Annotated in this window: 18 protein-coding genes; 9 read left to right on the top strand and 9 right to left on the bottom strand. The window is 67.0% G+C overall.

Features of this window, described 5'->3' with window-relative positions; all coding sequences use genetic code 11:
- Nucleotides 1-12: 12 nt before the first annotated feature.
- Together ACIDOCELLA78_RS85910 and ACIDOCELLA78_RS85905 are read right to left on the bottom strand one after the other, a co-directional pair.
- Nucleotides 13-1,242, bottom strand: a complete 1,230-nt coding sequence (locus tag ACIDOCELLA78_RS85910) for an MFS transporter (protein WP_201728198.1) — start codon at nucleotides 1,240-1,242, stop codon at nucleotides 13-15.
- 81 nt (nucleotides 1,243-1,323) lie between these two features.
- Complete coding sequence (locus tag ACIDOCELLA78_RS85905) at nucleotides 1,324-1,734, bottom strand: rhodanese-like domain-containing protein (RefSeq protein ID WP_201728197.1); 411 nt, start codon at nucleotides 1,732-1,734, stop codon at nucleotides 1,324-1,326.
- A 93-nt stretch (nucleotides 1,735-1,827) separates the two neighbouring features.
- Between ACIDOCELLA78_RS85905 and ACIDOCELLA78_RS85900 the strand changes: the two genes are divergently transcribed.
- A complete protein-coding gene (locus tag ACIDOCELLA78_RS85900; protein WP_201728196.1) occupies nucleotides 1,828-2,835 on the top strand; it encodes a cysteine synthase A in 1,008 nt (335 codons plus the stop codon).
- 55 nt (nucleotides 2,836-2,890) lie between these two features.
- Here the strand turns inward: ACIDOCELLA78_RS85900 and ACIDOCELLA78_RS85895 are convergent, their stop codons facing one another.
- Nucleotides 2,891-3,616: a 2OG-Fe dioxygenase family protein gene (locus ACIDOCELLA78_RS85895; RefSeq protein WP_201728195.1), complete on the bottom strand. Its 726-nt coding sequence runs from the start codon at nucleotides 3,614-3,616 to the stop codon at nucleotides 2,891-2,893.
- Nucleotides 3,617-3,668: 52 nt separating this feature from the next.
- On the bottom strand, nucleotides 3,669-6,038 hold the full coding sequence (locus ACIDOCELLA78_RS85890; protein WP_249675421.1) for a mechanosensitive ion channel domain-containing protein: 2,370 nt from the start codon (nucleotides 6,036-6,038) through the stop codon (nucleotides 3,669-3,671).
- A gap of 8 nt (nucleotides 6,039-6,046) precedes the next feature.
- Here ACIDOCELLA78_RS85890 and ACIDOCELLA78_RS85885 point away from each other — a divergent pair, with 8 nt between their 5' ends.
- Together ACIDOCELLA78_RS85885 and ACIDOCELLA78_RS85880 are read left to right on the top strand one after the other, a co-directional pair.
- The gene (locus ACIDOCELLA78_RS85885) at nucleotides 6,047-6,286 is read left to right on the top strand and encodes a twin transmembrane helix small protein (protein ID WP_249675403.1); all 240 of its coding nucleotides are present in this window, start codon (nucleotides 6,047-6,049) and stop codon (nucleotides 6,284-6,286) included.
- Between the two features lie 5 nt (nucleotides 6,287-6,291).
- Nucleotides 6,292-6,999, top strand: coding sequence for a haloacid dehalogenase type II (locus ACIDOCELLA78_RS85880; RefSeq protein ID WP_201728194.1), 708 nt, complete (start codon nucleotides 6,292-6,294; stop codon nucleotides 6,997-6,999).
- A 6-nt stretch (nucleotides 7,000-7,005) separates the two neighbouring features.
- On the opposite strand, the gene ACIDOCELLA78_RS85875 is transcribed toward ACIDOCELLA78_RS85880, so the two are convergent.
- Nucleotides 7,006-7,971 carry an NAD(P)H-dependent glycerol-3-phosphate dehydrogenase gene (locus ACIDOCELLA78_RS85875; RefSeq protein ID WP_201728193.1) on the bottom strand — a complete coding sequence of 322 codons (966 nt, stop codon included), beginning with the start codon at nucleotides 7,969-7,971 and terminating at the stop codon, nucleotides 7,006-7,008.
- The gene (locus tag ACIDOCELLA78_RS85870) at nucleotides 7,968-8,789 is read right to left on the bottom strand and encodes a 23S rRNA (adenine(2030)-N(6))-methyltransferase RlmJ (protein WP_201728192.1); all 822 of its coding nucleotides are present in this window, start codon (nucleotides 8,787-8,789) and stop codon (nucleotides 7,968-7,970) included. The genes ACIDOCELLA78_RS85875 and ACIDOCELLA78_RS85870 overlap by 4 nt, the downstream gene beginning before the upstream one ends.
- Before the next feature lie 317 nt (nucleotides 8,790-9,106).
- On the opposite strand from ACIDOCELLA78_RS85870, the gene ACIDOCELLA78_RS85865 reads away from it, so the two are divergent.
- From ACIDOCELLA78_RS85865 to ACIDOCELLA78_RS85855, 3 genes are read left to right on the top strand one after another with little or no spacing between them, the layout of a single operon-like run.
- The gene (locus ACIDOCELLA78_RS85865; RefSeq protein ID WP_201728191.1) at nucleotides 9,107-10,954 is read left to right on the top strand and encodes a M3 family oligoendopeptidase; all 1,848 of its coding nucleotides are present in this window, start codon (nucleotides 9,107-9,109) and stop codon (nucleotides 10,952-10,954) included.
- A 16-nt stretch (nucleotides 10,955-10,970) separates the two neighbouring features.
- Nucleotides 10,971-12,329, top strand: coding sequence for an AarF/ABC1/UbiB kinase family protein (locus tag ACIDOCELLA78_RS85860; protein WP_201728190.1), 1,359 nt, complete (start codon nucleotides 10,971-10,973; stop codon nucleotides 12,327-12,329).
- Nucleotides 12,330-12,331: 2 nt separating this feature from the next.
- The gene (locus tag ACIDOCELLA78_RS85855; RefSeq protein WP_201728189.1) at nucleotides 12,332-13,030 is read left to right on the top strand and encodes a class I SAM-dependent methyltransferase; all 699 of its coding nucleotides are present in this window, start codon (nucleotides 12,332-12,334) and stop codon (nucleotides 13,028-13,030) included.
- A gap of 9 nt (nucleotides 13,031-13,039) precedes the next feature.
- On the opposite strand, the gene rsmD is transcribed toward ACIDOCELLA78_RS85855, so the two are convergent.
- The 3 genes from rsmD to ACIDOCELLA78_RS85840 are packed head-to-tail and all read right to left on the bottom strand — an operon-like array spanning nucleotide 13,040 to nucleotide 15,047.
- On the bottom strand, nucleotides 13,040-13,597 hold the full coding sequence (gene rsmD / locus ACIDOCELLA78_RS85850) for a 16S rRNA (guanine(966)-N(2))-methyltransferase RsmD (protein WP_201728188.1): 558 nt from the start codon (nucleotides 13,595-13,597) through the stop codon (nucleotides 13,040-13,042).
- Nucleotides 13,597-14,337, bottom strand: a complete 741-nt coding sequence (locus tag ACIDOCELLA78_RS85845; RefSeq protein WP_201728187.1) for a pseudouridine synthase — start codon at nucleotides 14,335-14,337, stop codon at nucleotides 13,597-13,599. The genes rsmD and ACIDOCELLA78_RS85845 overlap by 1 nt, the downstream gene beginning before the upstream one ends.
- Nucleotides 14,334-15,047 (bottom strand): gamma-glutamyl-gamma-aminobutyrate hydrolase family protein, encoded by a 714-nt coding sequence (locus ACIDOCELLA78_RS85840; RefSeq protein ID WP_201728186.1) that lies wholly within the window; start codon nucleotides 15,045-15,047, stop codon nucleotides 14,334-14,336. The genes ACIDOCELLA78_RS85845 and ACIDOCELLA78_RS85840 overlap by 4 nt, the downstream gene beginning before the upstream one ends.
- 54 nt (nucleotides 15,048-15,101) lie before the next feature.
- Here ACIDOCELLA78_RS85840 and ACIDOCELLA78_RS85835 point away from each other — a divergent pair, with 54 nt between their 5' ends.
- The 3 genes from ACIDOCELLA78_RS85835 (at nucleotide 15,102) to ACIDOCELLA78_RS85825 (ending at nucleotide 18,249) form a co-directional block, all read left to right on the top strand.
- Complete coding sequence (locus ACIDOCELLA78_RS85835) at nucleotides 15,102-15,557, top strand: nucleoside deaminase (protein WP_201728223.1); 456 nt, start codon at nucleotides 15,102-15,104, stop codon at nucleotides 15,555-15,557.
- Nucleotides 15,558-15,676: 119 nt separating this feature from the next.
- The gene (gene fliF, locus ACIDOCELLA78_RS85830; RefSeq protein ID WP_201728185.1) at nucleotides 15,677-17,242 is read left to right on the top strand and encodes a flagellar basal-body MS-ring/collar protein FliF; all 1,566 of its coding nucleotides are present in this window, start codon (nucleotides 15,677-15,679) and stop codon (nucleotides 17,240-17,242) included.
- Nucleotides 17,239-18,249, top strand: a complete 1,011-nt coding sequence (locus ACIDOCELLA78_RS85825) for a flagellar motor switch protein FliG (protein WP_201728184.1) — start codon at nucleotides 17,239-17,241, stop codon at nucleotides 18,247-18,249. Before fliF ends, ACIDOCELLA78_RS85825 begins: the two co-directional genes overlap by 4 nt.
- Nucleotides 18,250-18,258 lie beyond the last annotated feature (9 nt).

Genomic DNA, 18,258 nt, shown 5'->3' with positions numbered 1-18,258 from the left:
GTTTCATCGCCGTTAAATGACCTCCGCGCGCAGCGATGGCAAGGTGGCGAGCCGGACCGACAGTGCGAGACCGGCGAGGAGCATTGCCGCGATCGTTGCCACAACGCCATTCCAGCCCGCTTCGCTCCAGGCGACGCCGCCAAGTGAACCCGCGAGGCTGGAGCCGAGATAGTAAAGGAAAAGATACAGCGCAGCGGCTTGCGCCCTCGCGCCGCGGGCAACCGCACCGACCCAGGCGCTCGCCGTGGCGTGGCTCGCGAAAAACCCGAGCGTGACCAGCGCGATGCCGAGAACGACCAGCCAGAGCGCGCCGGAAAGGGTCAGCAATGCCCCGGCCAGTTCGAGCGTGATCGCCGCGGGGAGCATTCGTGTCCTGCCGACCCGGCCGGCAAGCTGCCCGCTCCAGGCGGAACCGCCGACACCCACCAGATAGACCGCGAAGATCGTGCCGACTTCTGCCTGCGACAAGCTGAACGGCGGCGCAAGCAGGCGAAAGGTGATGTAGTTATACACCGTCACGAAGCCGCCCATGAACAGGAAGCCCTCGGCATAGAGCAGGCGCAGAGCCGGATCGGCGAGATGCGCCGCATAGCTGCGCGCGAGGGCGCCGATCGATAGCGGCCGGCGGATGAAATGGCGAGAGGCAGGCAGGCTTGCGGTGAACAGCAGGCCCGAGGCGAGGCCGATCGCGCCGACACCGGCAAGGGCGGCGCGCCACCCGGCGGCATCGGTGAGGATGCCGGCGATCAGGCGCCCGCTCATGCCGCCGAAGCCGCTGCCCCCGACATAGAGTCCCATGGCGAGGCCCATCGATTTCGGATCGATCTCCTCGGCCAGATAGGCCATGGCGACGGCGGGCAGGCCGGAGAGCACGAGGCCGATCAGCGCCCTCAGCGCGAGAAAGGTTCCCCAATCCGGGATGGCCGCCGAGATGAGGGTGAGCAGCGCGGCACCGATGATCGAGGCCGCCATCATCGGCTTGCGGCCCCAGGCTTCCGAGAGCGCGCTCGCAACGAGCAGCGATCCGGCAAGGGTGAGGGTTGTCAGGGAGAGTGCCAGGCTCGCAGAGACCGGGCGGACACGGAAATCCGCCGCAAAGACCGGCAGCAGGGGCTGGACGCAATACATCAGCGCGAAGGTCGCGAAGCCGGCGGCGAACATCGCGAGCGTGGTCCGGCGGAATTCGGGCGTGCCCCGGCTGATGCGGGACGGGATGGCGGCCGGCGGTGTCGGGTCGTTCATCCGTCCTGAATGGCGGCAGGGCAGGGCGGTTTTCCAGCCCGGCCCGCGCAGGTCAGCCTCCCTGCCGGGGCGGAGCGGCGCCTATTTCTGCACCCAGGGCAATCCATCGTGCTTCCAGCCCGCGACGAGGCCGCGATGGCCGCGCTGGTCGTGCGGGCCCTCGAACCCGTCCCGCACATTGTAGACATGCGTAAAGCCGTGCTCCTGCGCGATGCGTGCGGCGGCCATGCTGCGCCCGCCGCTGCGGCAGATGAAATAGACATGGTGTTCCGGCCGCAGGCCCGCCCGCCGCATCTCGTCGAGGAAATGCGGGTTGTGCTGCATGCTGGGGAAGGTCTGCAGCTCGATCGGCACAATCTGCTTGCCGGCCTGGGACAGGTCCGGCAGGCCGACAAAGGTCCATTCCGCACTGGTCCGCACATCGCACAGCATGGCGTCAGGGTTGCTCATCAGCACTTCCCACACCTGTTTCGGAGCCACATCGTCAACCATATCATCCTCCGGATCATCACCGTTCTGGCGTTGCGGCATTGTTGTCCGACGGCCGGATCTGATGCAAGACGGTTACACGGGAGACAGAACAGCGTGACACTGCAAGCAGCGACCTCGATCGCCGATGGATTTGTCGGCGCCATTGGCAATACGCCCCTGATCCGGCTGCGCCGCGCCTCGGAGGCGACCGGCTGCGAGATTCTCGGCAAGGCCGAATTCATGAATCCTGGCGGATCGGTCAAGGATCGCGCCGCGCTCGCGATCATCGAGGACGCCGAGGCGCGCGGCCTGCTCATCCCGGGCACGCCTGGCACGATCGTCGAGGGAACGGCCGGCAATACCGGGATCGGTCTGACGCTGGTCGCCAATGCCCGCGGCTATCGCAGCATCGTCGTGATGCCGGAGACGCAGAGCCAGGAGAAAAAGGATTTCCTGCGCATGATCGGTGCCGACCTGCGCCTCGTGCCGGCCAAACCTTATCGCGATCCGGGCAATTACGTGCATGTGTCGCGGCGAATCGCCGAGGAGGTCGGCGGTTGCTGGGCGAACCAGTTCGACAACACCGCCAACCGCGAGGGTCATCGCCGCACCACGGGGGCGGAAATCTGGGCGCAGACCGGCGGGCGGATCGATGCCTTCACCTGCGCCTGCGGCACCGGCGGCACCTTGGCCGGCGTCGCCATGGCGCTGAAGGCACAGGATCCGGCCGTACGAATCGTGCTTGCCGACCCGGAAGGCAGCGCGCTGCACTCATGGATCAAGACGGGCGAGATCGTGGCGACCGGCTCCTCGATCTCCGAGGGGATCGGCCAGGGGCGGGTCACCGCCAATCTGGAAGGCGCGCCGATCGACGATGCGGTGCGCGTGCCCGATACGGAGATGCTCGAACAGGTATACGACCTGATGATCCATGAGGGGCTTTCCATAGGCGGTTCCGCCGGGATCAACGTTGCCGCGGCGATCCGCGTCGCGCGTGAGATGGGGCCGGGCCACACGATCGTTACCATCCTGTGCGACGGCGCCTCGCGCTATCAGTCGAAGCTCTTCAACCCGGAATTCCTGCAGAGCAAGGGACTGCCCACACCGCCCTGGATTGCCTGAACGGCGACGGACGCCTTGCGGATCGGCCGAACCGCGAGGCGCCGATGCTGGCGGGTCAGACCCTTCGGTAGGTCAGCACCAGCACGTCGCGGAAGGCTGGACGCACGGGATCGAGCGGGATGACCGGCGTCACGCCGTGAAACACCCGCTGATCGTCAACCAGGGCCGCATCTCGCGCCGCCGTCAGGGTGAAGCTGCCGAGATCGTTGCCGTGCAGATCGTGGATGGTTGTGGTGCCCTGCTCAATGTTTTCGCGGCGGACCATCAGGACCAGCACGAAATCAACGCCGTCGCGGTGCATGCCCTCCGGCGTGGGCAGGCCTGCGCCGTCCGGATTCGCCTCGATCCTGAACTGGTGCGCCTCGATATGCCAGGCGATGCTGCCGGTTCGTTCCTCGAACAGGGATCGGGTGAAGCCGAGCAGGGCCTGGAACGTGTCGCCATTGGCAATGGCGTCGGGGATCGGCTCGAACCAGCGCTCCACCCCGCCATTCAGGGCGTTGTATTCGCGGGTCTGGAAATGCGGCTGGTGCGTGGCGCGGCGGATGGGCTGATCCGGCACCGCGGCGAACACGCCGAAGCGGCGCCGGCGGTAGCGGCCGCCATCGGCCATGTATTGATCGAGCGGCATGGCGTCCCAACTCGCCGCGAACGCGCCCCACGCGGCAGGGGCGATAGCCTCGGCGGGAAGCATGCGGTCAAACGCCGCCCCTGGCAGGAAGGCAAAGCCTTCGGCGACGAGGTTCAGGCCGAGTTCACTGCGAGTGCCGACGGGGTCCATGCATCAGAAATAACACGTTCCAGGCCGGGTAACAGGGCGCGCGGCGGTAAACTCAGCCATTCCCGGACGCGGGGTCGGGCGCCGGTGAGCTGGCGGGGCGAGGCGGCGTGCCGAATGCGGCGCGGAACTCAGCGGGATCGATGGTAAGCCGCTGATAGGGGAAGGGAATCTCGATCCCCTCGGCGTCGAACCTGTTCTTCAGTCTGCGGTTGAATTCGCGGCGCACCGCATGTTGCTGCCCGGCCGGGGTGCGCATCCGGCCGACGATGTCGAGCGAGGATGCGCCGAACTGGTCGAGCCCCCAGAGCTCGATGTCGCCGAGGATGTTCGGCGCCCAGTCCGGATCGGCGCGCATGGTCGCGAATTCGTCGCGGATCACCTGGAAGACCCGGTCGATGTCTTCCTTGTAGGCGACGCCGACGCTGATCGGCGCGAAGGAGAACTCACGCGAGAAGTTGGACACCGTGCTGACCGCGCTGAACGGGATGACATTCAGCGACCCGTCGCCGGCGCGCAGCCTGATCGTGCGGATTGAGAGTTTCTCGACACTGCCGGAAACACCCGCGAGCGTCACCCAGTCGCCCACCTGCACGGCGTCTTCGAGGAGCAGGAACAGGCCGGTGATGATGTCCTGCACCAGCTTCTGCGAGCCGAAGCCGATGGCGAGGCCGAAGATCGACAGACCGCCGAGCAGCAGGGTGACATTGACGCCGATCGTGTCAAGCACCACCAGCGTCACCACCACGAGGATTGCGCCCATGAGCGTTGAGCGCAGCATCGGCATCACGGTGCGGTAGCGCGCGGCCCGCCCGGCACGGCCCTGGCGCTCAAGACGCTCGGCATGCGCCTCCAGCGCCGCGTTCGCGGCTTCCCAGACGATGAGCGCCGCGAGAATTGCCGTGGCGATGGTGACGATGGCGGAGGCGATCTGCCGGCCGATCGTGGTGCCCGTGAACCAGGCGAACACGCCGATGCCCCAGAGTTGCAGGGTGACCAGCAGGCCAAGCCCGGCGATGAGAGCCGCCGCCGCCAGCTTGAAGACCGGCAGATAGGTTCGCAGCCGCGCGTGCATGCCGGGATGCTGGAGGTGCAGCGTGCCGCGCTCGTCGAACGCATGATCGAGGGCGGAGGCGATGCTCGCCGCAATTCCGCGCGCGATGATGGTCACCAGGCCGAGCACGATCACGATGCGGAGCATGATGAAGAAAGCGTGCGGAATGCCGATCGCCCAGGCGACCCAAAGGGCGATCACGTAGAAGAGTGCGAGTATGTGCCAGGTATGCGCGAGCCCGACGCGCAGTGTCGCGGTGAACCCGGTGGCGGCGGTTTCGCCGCGGATGAAGGCCGCGACCGGCCGCCGCGCCTGCAGGATCATCACCGCGAGCATCAGATGCACCGCCAGCGAGACGATCTTGATCATCACCCTGCTGGCTGCCGGATAGAGCCCGAACAGGCCGCCGGTGGCGATCGCGGCGTAGCCGAAGGCGACAGTGCCGACGATCGTGCGCAGCCAGCGATCGAGCCATCGCGCGCGTGCATCGTCAAGGCCGGTCAGGCGGAGTTCCGGCGCATGCGGAGCAAACAGCAGCCGCAGGCACTCCATGGCGACGCGGGAGACGATATAGGCTTCCAGCGCGGCGATGATGACGAGGCGGGAGACCCGATCGTCGGCGATGTCACTGGAGATGAGGGCAAAGCCGGCCAGCGCGAAGACAAGAACGGGCGCCAGTTCAAGGCCGAAATGGGCGAGAGCGCGCGGAACCCGGCGCAGCCAGTGCCGCAGCGGTTGGCGCCGGCGGCGATGTTCGGTTTCGCCGGCTTCCGCCGCGGCAATGCCGGCATTGGCTTTCGGCGGGTCGGGCTTGTCGCCACCGCGCGCGCTGGCTGGCCCGTGCGCGAGCCGCGTTCGCGGCTTCAGCAAGGCCCGGCGGGTGACAAATTCCAGCGCAAGGCATGTGGCCATGACCACGGCGAGGCGCCACGTGGCCTTCAGCACGGTGTGGCGGAGCCAGGAATCGGTCGCGACGAAAGTGATCCAGTGCCAGATCAGCGACACGTCGGTGGCATCGCTCAGCGCCCGGCCCACGCCCTGCAAGGTCTGTTTCGTCCAGGCCTCGGCCCTCTGGGTGATGCCCAGGCCGAGCGCGGCTGCGACGGGCGCGGGGCTCACGGCCTTGCCAGCCCTCATCGCCTCGAGCGTCGCGATGAGGGCGCTGCGCTGCGCCGGGTTCTGCAACGTGGTTATCGCGGTGTTGATCTGCGCCGGCGTGAGCGCCGCCGGGGCGGCAGCCGGCGCGGCTGTGGTCCGGCCGGCGGGCGCGGCGCTTCCCGCTGCGGCCTGTGGCATGGCGGCGACGAGCATGGCGAGGAGCGGGATGACGAGCGTCAGGACGCGGACCATGGTTCGGGAGAAACGGGTCATTGCGGCCGATGTCAACAGTCACCCCCTATCAGCATCGGGATTCCCCCATTATTATGATCGTCATGCGTGATATTCTCCTGATCCTGCTTGGTATCGACATGATCGCGGTGGTGGCCGTGCTGCTGGCGGGCGCCGTCGGCATGACCCGCGGCGCCGACCCGCGTCGGCAAAACCGCCTGATGCGCTGGCGCGTCGGCCTGCAGGCCGTCGCGGTCGCGCTCGTCGTCATCCTGATCGTGACCGGCTGACGCGCATGGCACAGCCTCGCGCCGTGCTGTTCGATGTATTTGGCACGCTGGTCGACTGGCGCGGCAGCGTCATCGCCGGGCTGACCGCTTTCGGCTCCGCCCGCGGCCGCAGCGCCGACTGGGCCGAGGTTGCCGATGCCTGGCGCCGGACCTATCGCCCCTCGATGGACCGGGTGCGCCGCGGCGCCATACCGTGGACGCTGCTCGATGACCTGCACCGCGATGCGATCGTCGATCTCGCCCGGCGGCATGGCTTCGGCCCGCTGGAGGACGCCGATTGCGAGCACCTGGTCAAATTGTGGCACCGGCTGGCGCCCTGGCCCGACACGGTCGCCGGGCTCACGCGGCTGCGGCAGGCGGCGATCATCGGTCCGCTGTCGAACGGGCATGTCGCGTTGCAGGTTTCGCTGGCGCGGCGAAACGGTTTTCCCTGGGATGTCACCTTCGGGTCTGACATTTTCCGCCACTACAAGCCCGATGCCGAGGTCTATCTCGGGGCCTGCGACTATCTCGGCCTCGCGCCGCACGAAGTGATGCTGGCTGCTGCGCACAATGATGACCTCGCCGCCGCGTCCAGCTTCGGCCTGCGGACGGCGTTCATCAGTCGTCCGCTCGAATTCGGCGCCGCCACGGGGGATCGCGCCAATCCGTCCGGGCCGTGGGAGATTGTCGTCAACTCGGTTGAGGCGCTGGCTGCCGAATTCGGCGTCTGACGCGGTTCAGCGCTCGTCCCGCAAGGCGCGGCCAAGCAGCCGGTGCATGCTGGCCTCCAGCGTGCTGCGCCCTCCGATCAGATCCGTCACCGCCTCCGTGACGGGCATTTCGCACCCGGCCGCCCGCGCGCGGGCGAGCAGTGCAGGAGCGGTCGCGAGGCCTTCGATCACGCCGCCCTCCGCTGCGGGGCGCTCGCCCCGGCCAAGGGCAAGCCCGGCGCGATAGTTCCGGCTGGCGCCGCCCGTCGCGGTCAGGATCAGGTCACCCAGCCCGGCGAGGCCCGAGATCGTCTCCGCAGCGCCGCCGATGGCCTCGGTGAGGCGGGCAATCTCGGCGAGACCGCGGGTGATCAGCGCCGCGCGCGCATTCTCGCCGAGTCCAGCGCCGATCACCGCGCCGGCGGCGATGGCGATGACGTTTTTCGCAGCCCCCCCGAGTGCTGCGCCGATCGGGTCCGCACTGCCATAGACGCGCAGGCGTGGTGTTGCGAGACGTTTGACGAGGTCGCGCCGGGCTACGGCATCCGTCATCGCCAGCACGGTGGCGGCCGGCAGGCCGGCGGCGATCTCGTGCGCGAAGTTCGGGCCCGTCAGGATCGCGCAGGGCCGTCGCGGCTCCAGTTCGGCGGCGATTTCCGGCCCCAGCGCGCCGGTTTCGCGCTCCACGCCCTTTGCGCAGAGAACCAGCGTGCCATCGCCTTGCGGCAGGCGGCCGATCGTTTCCCGCAAGTGCTGGAAGGGCACGGCGAGCAGCGTGACGGGTGCTTCGGGCGGCCGTGCCGCGATGGCGAGGCCGTCAGGCAGGCGGAGGCTGGGCAAATGCGGGCTCGTGCGTGTGGCCGCGAGCGCCGCGGCTTTCGCGGCATCGCGCGCGATCAGCGTCACCCGCAATCCCTGCGCGGCGTACAGCGCGGCGAGGGCGGCTCCCCAGGCTCCGGCACCGATCACCACGATCTCGGGATGCTGCGTCATCTCACGTCCTCTCCGGCAAGCCGAATGATGGCGGTGCTGGCCTCTTCCTCGCCCAGTGTGGCGCGCAACGCTTCCAGCACCGGGGATGCCGCGGCCTCGAATCCGTAGGGTGGATTGATCACCAGCAGGCCGCTGCCGTTCAGTCGCGCCGGGTCGAGCGCCGGGCGGATCAGCATTTCGCAGGCGATGACATCGGGGATGCCCCTGGCGGCGATGTCGGCCATGAAATCACGGACCGGCGCGCGATGCTTGACAGGATACCAGGCAGCGAAGACGCCGGTGGGGAATTTGCGCCGCCCGGCATCGAGCGTCCTCGCCAGCACGGCGAACTCGTCGGGGCGTTCGAAGGGCGGATCGATCAGCACGAGGGCGCGGCGCTCGGCGGGTGGCAGCAGCGCGGAGACGGCCTCGTAACCGTCGCGGGCGTGAACCTGTGCCGTCGGGTCGCCGCGGAACCGGCGTTTCAGCGCCGCCGCATCCTCGGGGTGAAGCTCGCAAAGGGCGAGGCGGTCACCGGGACGCAGCAGGGCGCGGGCGATGGCGGGTGAGCCCGGATAGGCAAGGCCCGGTGGCACCAGCGCGAGATAGTCGGCGAGGGCGGCGGGTGAGGCGGCGCGCAGCCTGCCGATTCCGCTTTCCCATTCGCTGGTGCGGCCGGCTTCGGGGCCGGCAAGATCGTAGGCGCCGAGTCCTGCATGGGTATCGAGCACGAAGAGCGGCTTCGCCTTGCGGGTCAGCGCGCGCAGCAGCAGGACCAGCAAGGCATGCTTCAGGCAATCGGCCGCATTGCCGGCATGATAGGCGTGGCGGTAATTCATCTCGTCCCGGCTGATAATCGCCCTCGGCGGGCCGCGCCAGAGCCTGGCATTTGACGGGTGGATTTTCCGGCCTATTTCTAGAGCACTCTCCGATCCATCCGGATCGGATGTAGTGCTCTATGATATTGATATTCAGAGCATCTTTATCCGATCAGATGATTCCATCTGATCGGATGATGCTCTAAGGCCCTGCCATTGAGCGACGCGGGTGGATCCGGCTGGCGGGGGACTGAGAGATTGAACGCGCCGGCTTCGGCCCCGGATTCGAGATCCGCCGGGTTCGAGGCTCGAACAAGGCTGGCACCAAGGAGTTTTCGATGACGCTGACCCGCCCACTGGCCCTGCCCGACGACATGGCTGGCGTGACGGTGCGACCCGAGACCGGCACTGATGCCGCCTTTGCCCTGCCGTCCTGGACCCTGACGGATCTCTATCGCGGGACCGAGGACCAGGCGATCGAGGCGGACCTGGCGCGACTTGAGGCCGATGCCGTCGCCTTCGCGGCAGCGCTGCGCGGAACTGTCGCCGGGCTTGACGGGGCGGGCCTCGCGGCGGCGATCGCGCGGTACGAGGCGATCGAGCAGGGGCTGGGACGGCTGCATACATTCGCGCAGCTCAATTTCAGCGCCGATGCCACGGTGCCGACCGCCGGGCCGTTCTACCAGTCGATCGCGGAACGGGCGACCGCGATTGGCGGAAATCTCGTTTTCTTCCCGCTCGAGATCAACCTGATCGACGACACTGCCTTTGAGGCGGCGCTCGCCGATCCCGCGCTCGCCCGGTATGCGCCGTGGCTGCGCGACCTGCGTGCGCTGCGCCCGCATCAGCTCTCCGGCGAGATAGAGCGGCTGCTGCTCGAAAAGGAAGTGACCGGCCATGCCGCCTGGTCCCGCCTGTTCGACGAGACGACAGCCGCCCTGCGGGTGCCGGTGGCCGGCGAGGAACTGACGCTGTCGGCCGCGCTCAACCGGCTGTCCGATGCGGACCGTGCCCGGCGCGAGGCCGCCGGCCGGGCGATCGGCGCAACACTGCAACGCAACTCGCGGCTCTTCGCCCAGATCCTCAACACGATCGCCAAGGACAAGGCGATCGAGGATGGCTGGCGGCGCTATCCCTCGCCCGAGGCGGCGCGCCATCTGGCGAACCGGGTCGAGCCCGAGGTGGTCGAGGCGCTGGTGACGGCGGTGACGGATGCCTATCCACGGCTGGCGCACCGCTACTACGCGCTGAAGGCCGGATGGCTGGGCCTTGAGCGGTTGCAGCACTGGGATCGCAACGCGCCGCTGCCGGGCGAGCCCGACCGGCGGATCGGCTGGCCCGAGGCCCGCGAGACGGTACTTGGCGCCTATGGCGCCTTCAGCCCCGAGATGCGCACGGTCGCCGCCCGGTTCTTCGACGGCGGCTGGATCGACGCCGTGCCCCGCCCCGGCAAGTCCGGCGGTGCGTTCGCCCATCCCGCCGTGCCGGATGTCCATCCCTATGTCCTGCTGAACTATCACGGCCGCACCCGGGACGTGATGACGCTGGCCCATGAGCTTGGCCACGGCGTGCACCAGGTGCTTGCCGCGCGCCAGGGCTATCTCATGGCGTCGACGCCGCTGACGCTTGCGGAAACCGCCAGCGTGTTCGGCGAGATGCTGACCTTCCGCGCGCTGCTCGATGCCGAGACCGACCCGCAGCGGCGGCGGCTGATGCTGGCGCAGAAGGTGGAGGACATGCTGAACACGGTGGTCCGGCAGATCGCCTTTCACCAGTTCGAACAGCGCCTGCATGCGGCACGGCGGCGCGGCGAGCTGCTGCCCGATGAGATCAGCGCCATCTGGCTCGCGGTGCAGCGTGAAAGCCTTGGTCCCGCCTTCGAATTTTCCGATGACTATCGGATGTTCTGGGCCTATGTGCCGCATTTCGTGCACTCGCCGTTCTATGTCTATGCCTACGCGTTCGGCGACTGTCTGGTGAACGCCCTGTATGGCGTCTACCATGATGCCGCGGCACGGGGTGAAGCGGCCGGATTCGTCGACCGCTATCTCGACATGCTGGCCGCGGGCGGCACCAGGCGGCATCGCGAGGTGCTGGCGCCGTTCGGCCTCGACGCATCGGACCCGGCCTTCTGGCGCCGTGGGCTCGATGTCATCGCCGGCTTCATCGACGAACTGGAACACTGAGGGAAACCGGGGATACATGGCCAACGAAGCGGATAATGGCGGCACGCTGTTCGGCGAAATCAGGCGCTTCGCACGCACGTCGGGGGCCGTCTCCGGCATTGCCGCGCGGGTGGCCGGCGAGCGGGTTTTCGGCATCCGCACCGATCGCGGACGCCACGCCGAAGACTTGAAGACCATCCTCGGCGGCCTCAAGGGGCCGATGATGAAGATCGCCCAGATCCTCAGCACCGTGCCGGACGCGCTGCCCGAGGAATATGCGCGGGAACTCGCGCAGTTGCAGGCCAACGCGCCGCCGATGGGCTGGGCGTTCGTCCGCCGCCGGATGACCGCCGAACTTGGCCCGGAGTGGGAACGAAAATTCCGTACGTTCGGTCGCGAGGCGGCGGCGGCGGCCAGTCTCGGCCAGGTCCACAAGGCCGAATTGCCGGATGGCCGCATCGTCGCCTGCAAGCTGCAATATCCGGATATGCCGAGCACGGTGGAATCCGATCTCCGGCAGCTGAAGCTCGCGATGGCCGTCTACAAGCGGATGGACAACGCGATCCACCAGGACGACATCTATGTCGAACTGGCGACGCGGCTGCGCGAGGAGCTCGACTACACACGCGAGGCGGCGCAGGCACGGCTTTACGCGATCATGCTCGAGGGGCAGCCGGATATCGTCATTCCCGAACCGATCCCCGAATATTCCTCCCGCCGCCTGCTGACCATGACCTGGCTCGATGGCATCGGCATGCAGGCGTTTCTCGATACCGATCCCGACCAGGAGAGCCGCAACCGGGTCGCGCGCGCACTCTTCCGCGCCTGGTATGTCCCGTTCTACCGCTATGGCGTGATCCACGGCGATCCGCATCTGGGCAATTACCAGGTGAACGCCGCTGGCGGCATCAACCTGCTCGATTTCGGCGCCATCCGCGTGTTCGGCGCGCGCTTCGTTGCCGGCGTGATCGACCTTTTCCGGGCGATCCGCGATAGGGATGATGAGCTTGCCCATCATGCCTACACCTCCTGGGGGTTCACCGACATCACCCGCGAGAAGCTGGACGTGCTGAACGAATGGGCGCGCTTTCTCTACGAGCCGCTGATGCAGGACCGGGTGCGGGCGATCCAGGAGACCAACGACGTGACGTTCGGCCGCAGCGTTGCCGAAAAAGTGCATGAGGGGCTGAAGCGGACCGGCGGGGTTCGGCCGCCGCGCGAATTCGTGCTGATGGACCGCTCGGCGATCGGGCTCGGCAGCGTGTTCCTCCGGCTGCGGGCAGAGCTGAACTGGCACCAGCTGTTCCAGGAGACGGTTGCGGAATTCGATGCCGCATCGCTGGAGGCGCGGCAGGAGGCTGCCCTGGCCAGCGCCGGCGTGCCGAAGCCGCTCTGACCATGGCGATTCTTCAGCGCGGCCTGCGCGGCGGGCTTCTGGCACGGGCGTACAGGAAGATCCTGCACTCGTGGTATCTCAACGACCTTGCCTTCGACATCCGCCTCGCGGCCAAGCGGGAAGCGGTGGATTATGTGATGACACACATGCAGGCGGCGATGATGCTGCGCGACCGGTTCGACCTGTTGCGCTTCGCCCTGTCGCGTGCGCCGGAACATGGTCTCGTGCTCGAATTCGGGGTCGAGAAAGGGTTGTCGGTCAACTGCCTGGCGCGGGCGACGCAGCGCACGGTGCACGGGTTCGATTCCTTCGAAGGCCTGCCGGAGGACTGGGCTGGCACCGCCTCGGCCCGCGGCGCCTTCGACCGGCGCGGTGCGCTGCCGAAAGTGCCGGCCAATGTGCGCCTGCATGTCGGCTGGTTCGACGCGACACTGCCCGCTTTCCTGGCGGAGACGGTGGAGCCGGTCGCGCTGCTGCATATCGACTGCGACATCTATTCCTCGACGAAAACCGTGTTCGATCTGCTGTCCGACCGCATCCGCTCCGGCACGGTCATCGTGTTCGACGAGTATTTCAACTATCCCGGCTGGCGGCAGCACGAATACAAGGCGTTCCACGAATTCTGCGCCGGGGGCGGGCGGAGCTATCGCTATCTCGGCTATGCCGGCGAGAAGGGGCATGTCGCGGTCATCATGACCTGACCATGATGGTCAGGCGGCGTGACGCCAGATGGCCAGCCGCGCCGCGCCGTGGGCGCGTTCGGCGAGCACGGAAAGGTCGGCCGGCGGGGGGTCGGCCTTGCCGAATTCGGCGGCGATCAGCGCGCCAGGGGCGAGCCATCCGGCCTCGGCGAGTGCCCGGACCGCCCGTGGCACGAGGCCCTTGCCATAGGGTGGGTCCAGCAGGATGAGGCCATGCGGCGTGCCACGGGGCGGGGCAAGTATGTCGGCGCTGACGATCCGGCTGCGATCCGCCGCACGGCATGCGGCGACATTGCGGTGAAGTGCCGCGATCGCCGCGCGATCCTGCTCGATGAAAGTGGCGACTGCCGCGCCGCGCGACAGGGCTTCAAGCCCAAGCGCGCCGGAGCCGGCGAAGGCATCCAGCACCGACTGATCGGCGACAGCGCCCTCCGCCCAGGGCGCGTGGAGAAGGATGTCGAACAGCGCCTGCTTCACCCGCCCGGAGGTTGGCCGCGTGATGACGCCCTCCGGCACGGCAAGGGCACGTCCCCGCCAGGCTCCGGCGATGATCCGCGGGCCGCTCATCAACCGGCTTTCGGCAATTGCTCGCGGAGCACCTTGGGGTTGACCTCCGCGACCGCGCCGCGTGGCAGGTTGCCGAGCTGGAATGGGCCATAGGCGATGCGGATGAGACGGGTCGTGTCCAGCCCGAGAGCCGCCATCACCTTGCGGATTTCACGATTTTTGCCTTCGTTGAGACCAACCGACAGCCAGGAATTCGAACCCTTGGTGGAGTCGATTTCAGCCGCGATCGGGCCAAATCGCACGCCGTCGACCACGAGGCCGCCTTTCAGCGCCGCGAGCCGCGCCGGGTCGATGGTGCCATGCACCCGCACGCGATAGCGGCGCAGCCAGCCGGTCGCCGGCAGTTCGAGCTGGCGGGCGAGAGCGCCATCATTGGTGAGCAGGAGAAGGCCCTCGCTGTTCAGATCGAGCCGGCCGATGCTCACCACGCGGGGCAGTTCGGCGGGCATCCGCTCGAAGATTGTGGGCCGGCCCTCGGGATCGCGATGCGTGGTCAGCAGACCCGCCGGCTTGTGGTAGCGCCAGAGCCGGGTGCGCGCCGGGGCTGCCACCGGCGTGCCGTCGACAAGCACGATATCGCCGGCCGCGATGAAGGTTGCCGGGTGCAGAACCTTGGCGCCGTTCAGCGAGATCCGCCCGGCCTCGATCATGCGTTCGGCGTCCCGGCGGCTGGCGATACCGGCACGAGCCAGAAATTTCGCAATCCTCTCGCCACGTTCGCCATTTTCCGGATCCGTCATCGCGCCGCCTCGACAAAGGCTTCCAGCAGGCGTCGGTCGCCCGGGTCGATCAGAAATTCCGGATGCCACTGCACGCCGAGGCAGAACCGGTGCGTTGCCGATTCCACCCCCTCGATCACGCCGTCCGGCGCCAGCGCATTGACGGTGAGGCGTGGGCCGGGCGTGCGCACCGCCTGGTGATGCGCCGAGTTCACCAGCATCGTGGCTGTGCCGACAATGGCGGCAAGGCGGGTTCCGGGCGTTATGGCGATTTCGTGCCCGGGCTTGTTGCGCGGGTTGGGCTGCTCGTGGAGCAGAGCGTCGGGCACCGAATCGGGAATATGCTGGATGAGCGTCCCGCCGAGGGCCACAGCTAGCAGCTGCTCGCCGCCGCAAATACCCAGAACCGGCATGTCGCGGGCGAGCGCGCCGCCGATCAGCGCGGCCTCCGCCGCGGTGCGGCCCTCCTTCAGCGTCACGGTTTCATGCCGCCCGGCTTCGCCGTAGAGCGTGGGGTCGACATCGAACGCGCCGCCGGTAACCACCAATGCCGAAATCGCATCCAGCATGTCCGGCGCCAGCTCCGCCCGGTGCGGCAAGGCCACGGGCACACCGCCGCAATCGGCGATCGCATCCATATAGTTGGCGCGCAGGGCATACCAGGGGAATTTCGAGTAGCCGCCAGGCTGCTCAGCATCCAGCGTCAGTCCGATCAGGGGACGGTTTTTCATGGGCAGAGCTAGACCTCATCCCGCCCTCAAGGCAAGAGAGCGGATGTGACCCCGATGCGCCAAGCCCTCGCCGAGGCCGAGGCCGCCGCTCGCCGCGGCGAAGTGCCGGTCGGCGCAGTCGTCGTCGATGCCGCGGGCGCCGTGCTCGCTGCCGCCGGCAACGAGGTGGAGGCACGCGCCGATCCGACCGCGCATGCCGAGCTGCTGGCGCTCAGGGCGGCGGCGCAGCGGCGTGGTGGGAAATTTCTGCAGGGTTGCCGGCTTTATGTGACCCTTGAGCCTTGCCCGCTCTGCGCCGCCGCGATTTCGCTGTTCCGCATCCAGCGCCTGATCTTCGGCGCCTATGATCCGAAATCCGGTGGAGTCGAGCACGGGCCACGGGTTTTCGCTCAATCCTCCTGCCATCATCGGCCGGAGGTGATTGGCGGCGTCGGGGAGACGGCAGCCGCGTCATTATTGCAACAATTTTTTCGGGAGCGACGCGACTCGGCAAATTCTGCCGAGTGTTAACCGAACAGTTACTCTGTTGAGCGATGTTGATCCTGCGACAAAAAGTCGTAACCGCAGGATGGATATATGCAGTTCAACAACTGGCTGCGTCGGGACTCAAAATCAGGGTCCCACGGCCGATGAAACAGCTGATTGCGAACCTGAAGGCACTTGGCCCGGTGAAACTGGGTGCCATGGGTGCGGTGGCGGTTGCTGTGCTGGGGCTGATGGCAGCGCTGGTGCTGACCGGCGGGCCGTCCCCGTCGGCAACGCTGTATTCGGGTCTCGGCCTCAAGGATGCCGGCCAGATCACCGCGACACTGAAGGCTGCACATATCCCGTATGCGATCGGGGAGGGGGGGCATAGCGTCCTCGTGACGCCCGCCCAGCTCGACGAGGCACGGCTGCTGCTGGCGCAACACAACCTTCCGGCGGGTTCATCCGATGGTTTCGCCATATTCGATCACAAGAACCCCCTCCTTGGCTCCAGTTTTCTGAACCGGATCGACGAAACCCGCGCCCTCGATTCGGAGCTTGAGCGAACAATCGACCTGATCCATGGCGTGTCGGCATCCCGCGTGCAGGTTGTGCTGCCAAGACGGGACGAATTCAGTCTCAGCACGGCGCCGGCGCAGGCGAGTGTCATGCTCTCGCTGGCTGGCGCCGCACCGCTCGATCATGAAAGTGTCGATGCTATTCTCAACCTCGTGGCCTCGGCGGTTCCGGGGCTCAAGCCGACCAACATATCGATCGTCGACAACCGGGGCGATCTGCTTGCCCAGGCCGGACGCACCGATGACTCCCTGCTCAACGCCCGCGATGCGGCGCTGAAGCGCTCGACCGAACGCCAGTTGTCGGACGCGGTGCGGTCGATGTTGGCCGCCGTCGTCGGGCCGAACGCGGTGCGGGTTGTTACTGCCGTCTCGATGGATTTCGACCGCAGCGACCAGACCTCGACCACCTACGATCCGAACGGACAGGTCGTGCGCAGCCAGGAGCAGACGCGCTCGAAGAGCTCGCGCAGCAACGGGGCGAACAAGACCGTTTCCGTTTCGAACAACCTGCCTGGTGCCCAGGCGAAGAGTTCGTCGCCGACGCGGCTGGATACGCAAAGCAAGTCGACGCAGACAACGAATTACGAGATCAGCCAGAGCGTGAAACATATCGTGCACGCGACACCGCAGATCACCCGGATCAGCGTTGCCGTTATGCTTGATGAAGTGCCGACCAAGGGGGCCAAGGGGCAAGTGACTTGGAAACCCCGCACGGCCGCGCAGATCGCGCAGATCCGCGACCTCGTCAAAACCGCCATCGGGTACAACAAGGCGCGTGGCGATGTCGTCGACGTCCAGTCGCTGCAGTTTGCGCCGAACCAGCTACCGGCGGTGCACGCGCCGTCGTTCCTCGACCGGTTCCTTTCGAGCGGATTGCTGATGCCGTTGCTGCGCCTGGTTCTGGCGGCCGGCGTTGCCATCGCGGCACTGCTGGTGGTGTTCAAGCCGATGGTCCGCCGAATTCTTGAACCGGCCGTGGTCGCGATCGAACAACAATCGGCGGCGGATGGCGATCAAGTTGCGGCCATTGCGGGCCCGGCCGGCGTTGAGGAGACCAACCCGGTGAAGGTGATTGCCGACCTGATCGAGCGGCATCCCGACGCGAGCGTAGCTGTGCTGCGTGACTGGATCGGCCAGGAACCGGTGCAATGAGCGAGACGGATGAGCTCCAGCTCAAGGGGCCTGCGCGCGCGGCGGCGCTGATTCTTGCCCTGGGCGAGGAAGCCGGCGGAAAGCTGATGGCGATGCTCAATGACGACGAGCTGCGCGAGGTGTCGCGCGCCATGGTAGCCCTTCGTTCGGTGCCCGCGACGACCATTGAGGCGCTCTGCCTTGAATTTGCCGGGCGAATGGGGCGGACTTCGGGTGTATCGGGCTCGGCGGAGCTGGCCGAGAGGCTGCTGCGCAAGATGATCCCGCCAGGCAGGGTCGACCAAATTCTTGAGGATATCCACGGGCCGGCGGGAAAGAACATCTGGGACAAGCTCGGCAAGGTGAACGAGTCGGTCCTGTCCGATTATCTCTGCCATGAACACCCGCAGACGGCGGCAATGGTTCTGTCCCGGGTGACAGCCGAGCATGCCGCCCGGGTCATCGCATTGCTGCCGGAACCTCTGGCGATCGAGGTGATCGAGCGGATGCTGACGATCGAAGGGCTGCAGCGCGAAGCGGTCGATGATGTCGAGCGGACCCTGAAGGTCGACTTCATGGTCAACCTCGCCTCGAGCATTCAGCGCGACCCCCACGAGAAGCTCGCAGAAATCTTCAACTCCTTCGATCGTACCGTCGAGAGCCGCATGTTCAGCGCGCTGGAAAGCCGGAATCAGGAAGCCGCAAGCCGCATCCGCTCGCTGATGTTTACCTTCGAGGATCTCATCCGCCTCGCGCCGCGCGACATCCAGACCGTCCTGCGCTCGGTCGACAGTGACATCATGCCGCTTGCCCTGAAGGGGGCTTCGGAAAAGATCCGCGACCTGTTCATGAGCAACATGACCGAACGCGCCGCGAAGATGCTGCGCGAGGATATCGAGGCACTTGGTCCCGTCAGGCTGCGGGATGTCGATGCTGCACAACTCACGATCGTGAATACCGCCAAGGAACTCGCAGCCCAGGGCGAAATCGAGATCGGTACCGGAAAGGAAGACGACCTTGTCATCTGACATCACTGA

Source organism: Acidocella sp. C78 (assembly GCF_907164655.1).
The sequence above is the reverse complement of the archived record's forward strand: the minus strand, read 5'-3'. Positions and strand labels throughout refer to the sequence as shown.

Excerpts from the sequence above, each read along its gene's own strand:
- ACIDOCELLA78_RS85825 (WP_201728184.1), top strand. The coding sequence starts at position 17,239 with ATGAGCGAGACGGATGAGCTCCAGCTCAAGGGGCCTGCGCGCGCGGCG.
- ACIDOCELLA78_RS85855 (WP_201728189.1), top strand. The coding sequence starts at position 12,332 with ATGGCGATTCTTCAGCGCGGCCTGCGCGGCGGGCTTCTGGCACGGGCG.
- ACIDOCELLA78_RS85835 (WP_201728223.1), top strand. The coding sequence starts at position 15,102 with ATGCGCCAAGCCCTCGCCGAGGCCGAGGCCGCCGCTCGCCGCGGCGAA.
- ACIDOCELLA78_RS85845 (WP_201728187.1), bottom strand. The coding sequence starts at position 14,337 with ATGACGGATCCGGAAAATGGCGAACGTGGCGAGAGGATTGCGAAATTT.
- ACIDOCELLA78_RS85860 (WP_201728190.1), top strand. The coding sequence starts at position 10,971 with ATGGCCAACGAAGCGGATAATGGCGGCACGCTGTTCGGCGAAATCAGG.
- ACIDOCELLA78_RS85895 (WP_201728195.1), bottom strand. The coding sequence starts at position 3,616 with ATGGACCCCGTCGGCACTCGCAGTGAACTCGGCCTGAACCTCGTCGCC.
- ACIDOCELLA78_RS85870 (WP_201728192.1), bottom strand. The coding sequence starts at position 8,789 with ATGAATTACCGCCACGCCTATCATGCCGGCAATGCGGCCGATTGCCTG.
- rsmD (WP_201728188.1), bottom strand. The coding sequence starts at position 13,597 with ATGAGCGGCCCGCGGATCATCGCCGGAGCCTGGCGGGGACGTGCCCTT.
- ACIDOCELLA78_RS85890 (WP_249675421.1), bottom strand. The coding sequence starts at position 6,038 with ATGACCCGTTTCTCCCGAACCATGGTCCGCGTCCTGACGCTCGTCATC.
- fliF (WP_201728185.1), top strand. The coding sequence starts at position 15,677 with ATGAAACAGCTGATTGCGAACCTGAAGGCACTTGGCCCGGTGAAACTG.
- ACIDOCELLA78_RS85910 (WP_201728198.1), bottom strand. The coding sequence starts at position 1,242 with ATGAACGACCCGACACCGCCGGCCGCCATCCCGTCCCGCATCAGCCGG.
- ACIDOCELLA78_RS85840 (WP_201728186.1), bottom strand. The coding sequence starts at position 15,047 with ATGAAAAACCGTCCCCTGATCGGACTGACGCTGGATGCTGAGCAGCCT.
- ACIDOCELLA78_RS85905 (WP_201728197.1), bottom strand. The coding sequence starts at position 1,734 with ATGGTTGACGATGTGGCTCCGAAACAGGTGTGGGAAGTGCTGATGAGC.
- ACIDOCELLA78_RS85865 (WP_201728191.1), top strand. The coding sequence starts at position 9,107 with ATGACGCTGACCCGCCCACTGGCCCTGCCCGACGACATGGCTGGCGTG.
- ACIDOCELLA78_RS85875 (WP_201728193.1), bottom strand. The coding sequence starts at position 7,971 with ATGACGCAGCATCCCGAGATCGTGGTGATCGGTGCCGGAGCCTGGGGA.
- ACIDOCELLA78_RS85885 (WP_249675403.1), top strand. The coding sequence starts at position 6,047 with ATGTCAACAGTCACCCCCTATCAGCATCGGGATTCCCCCATTATTATG.
- ACIDOCELLA78_RS85880 (WP_201728194.1), top strand. The coding sequence starts at position 6,292 with ATGGCACAGCCTCGCGCCGTGCTGTTCGATGTATTTGGCACGCTGGTC.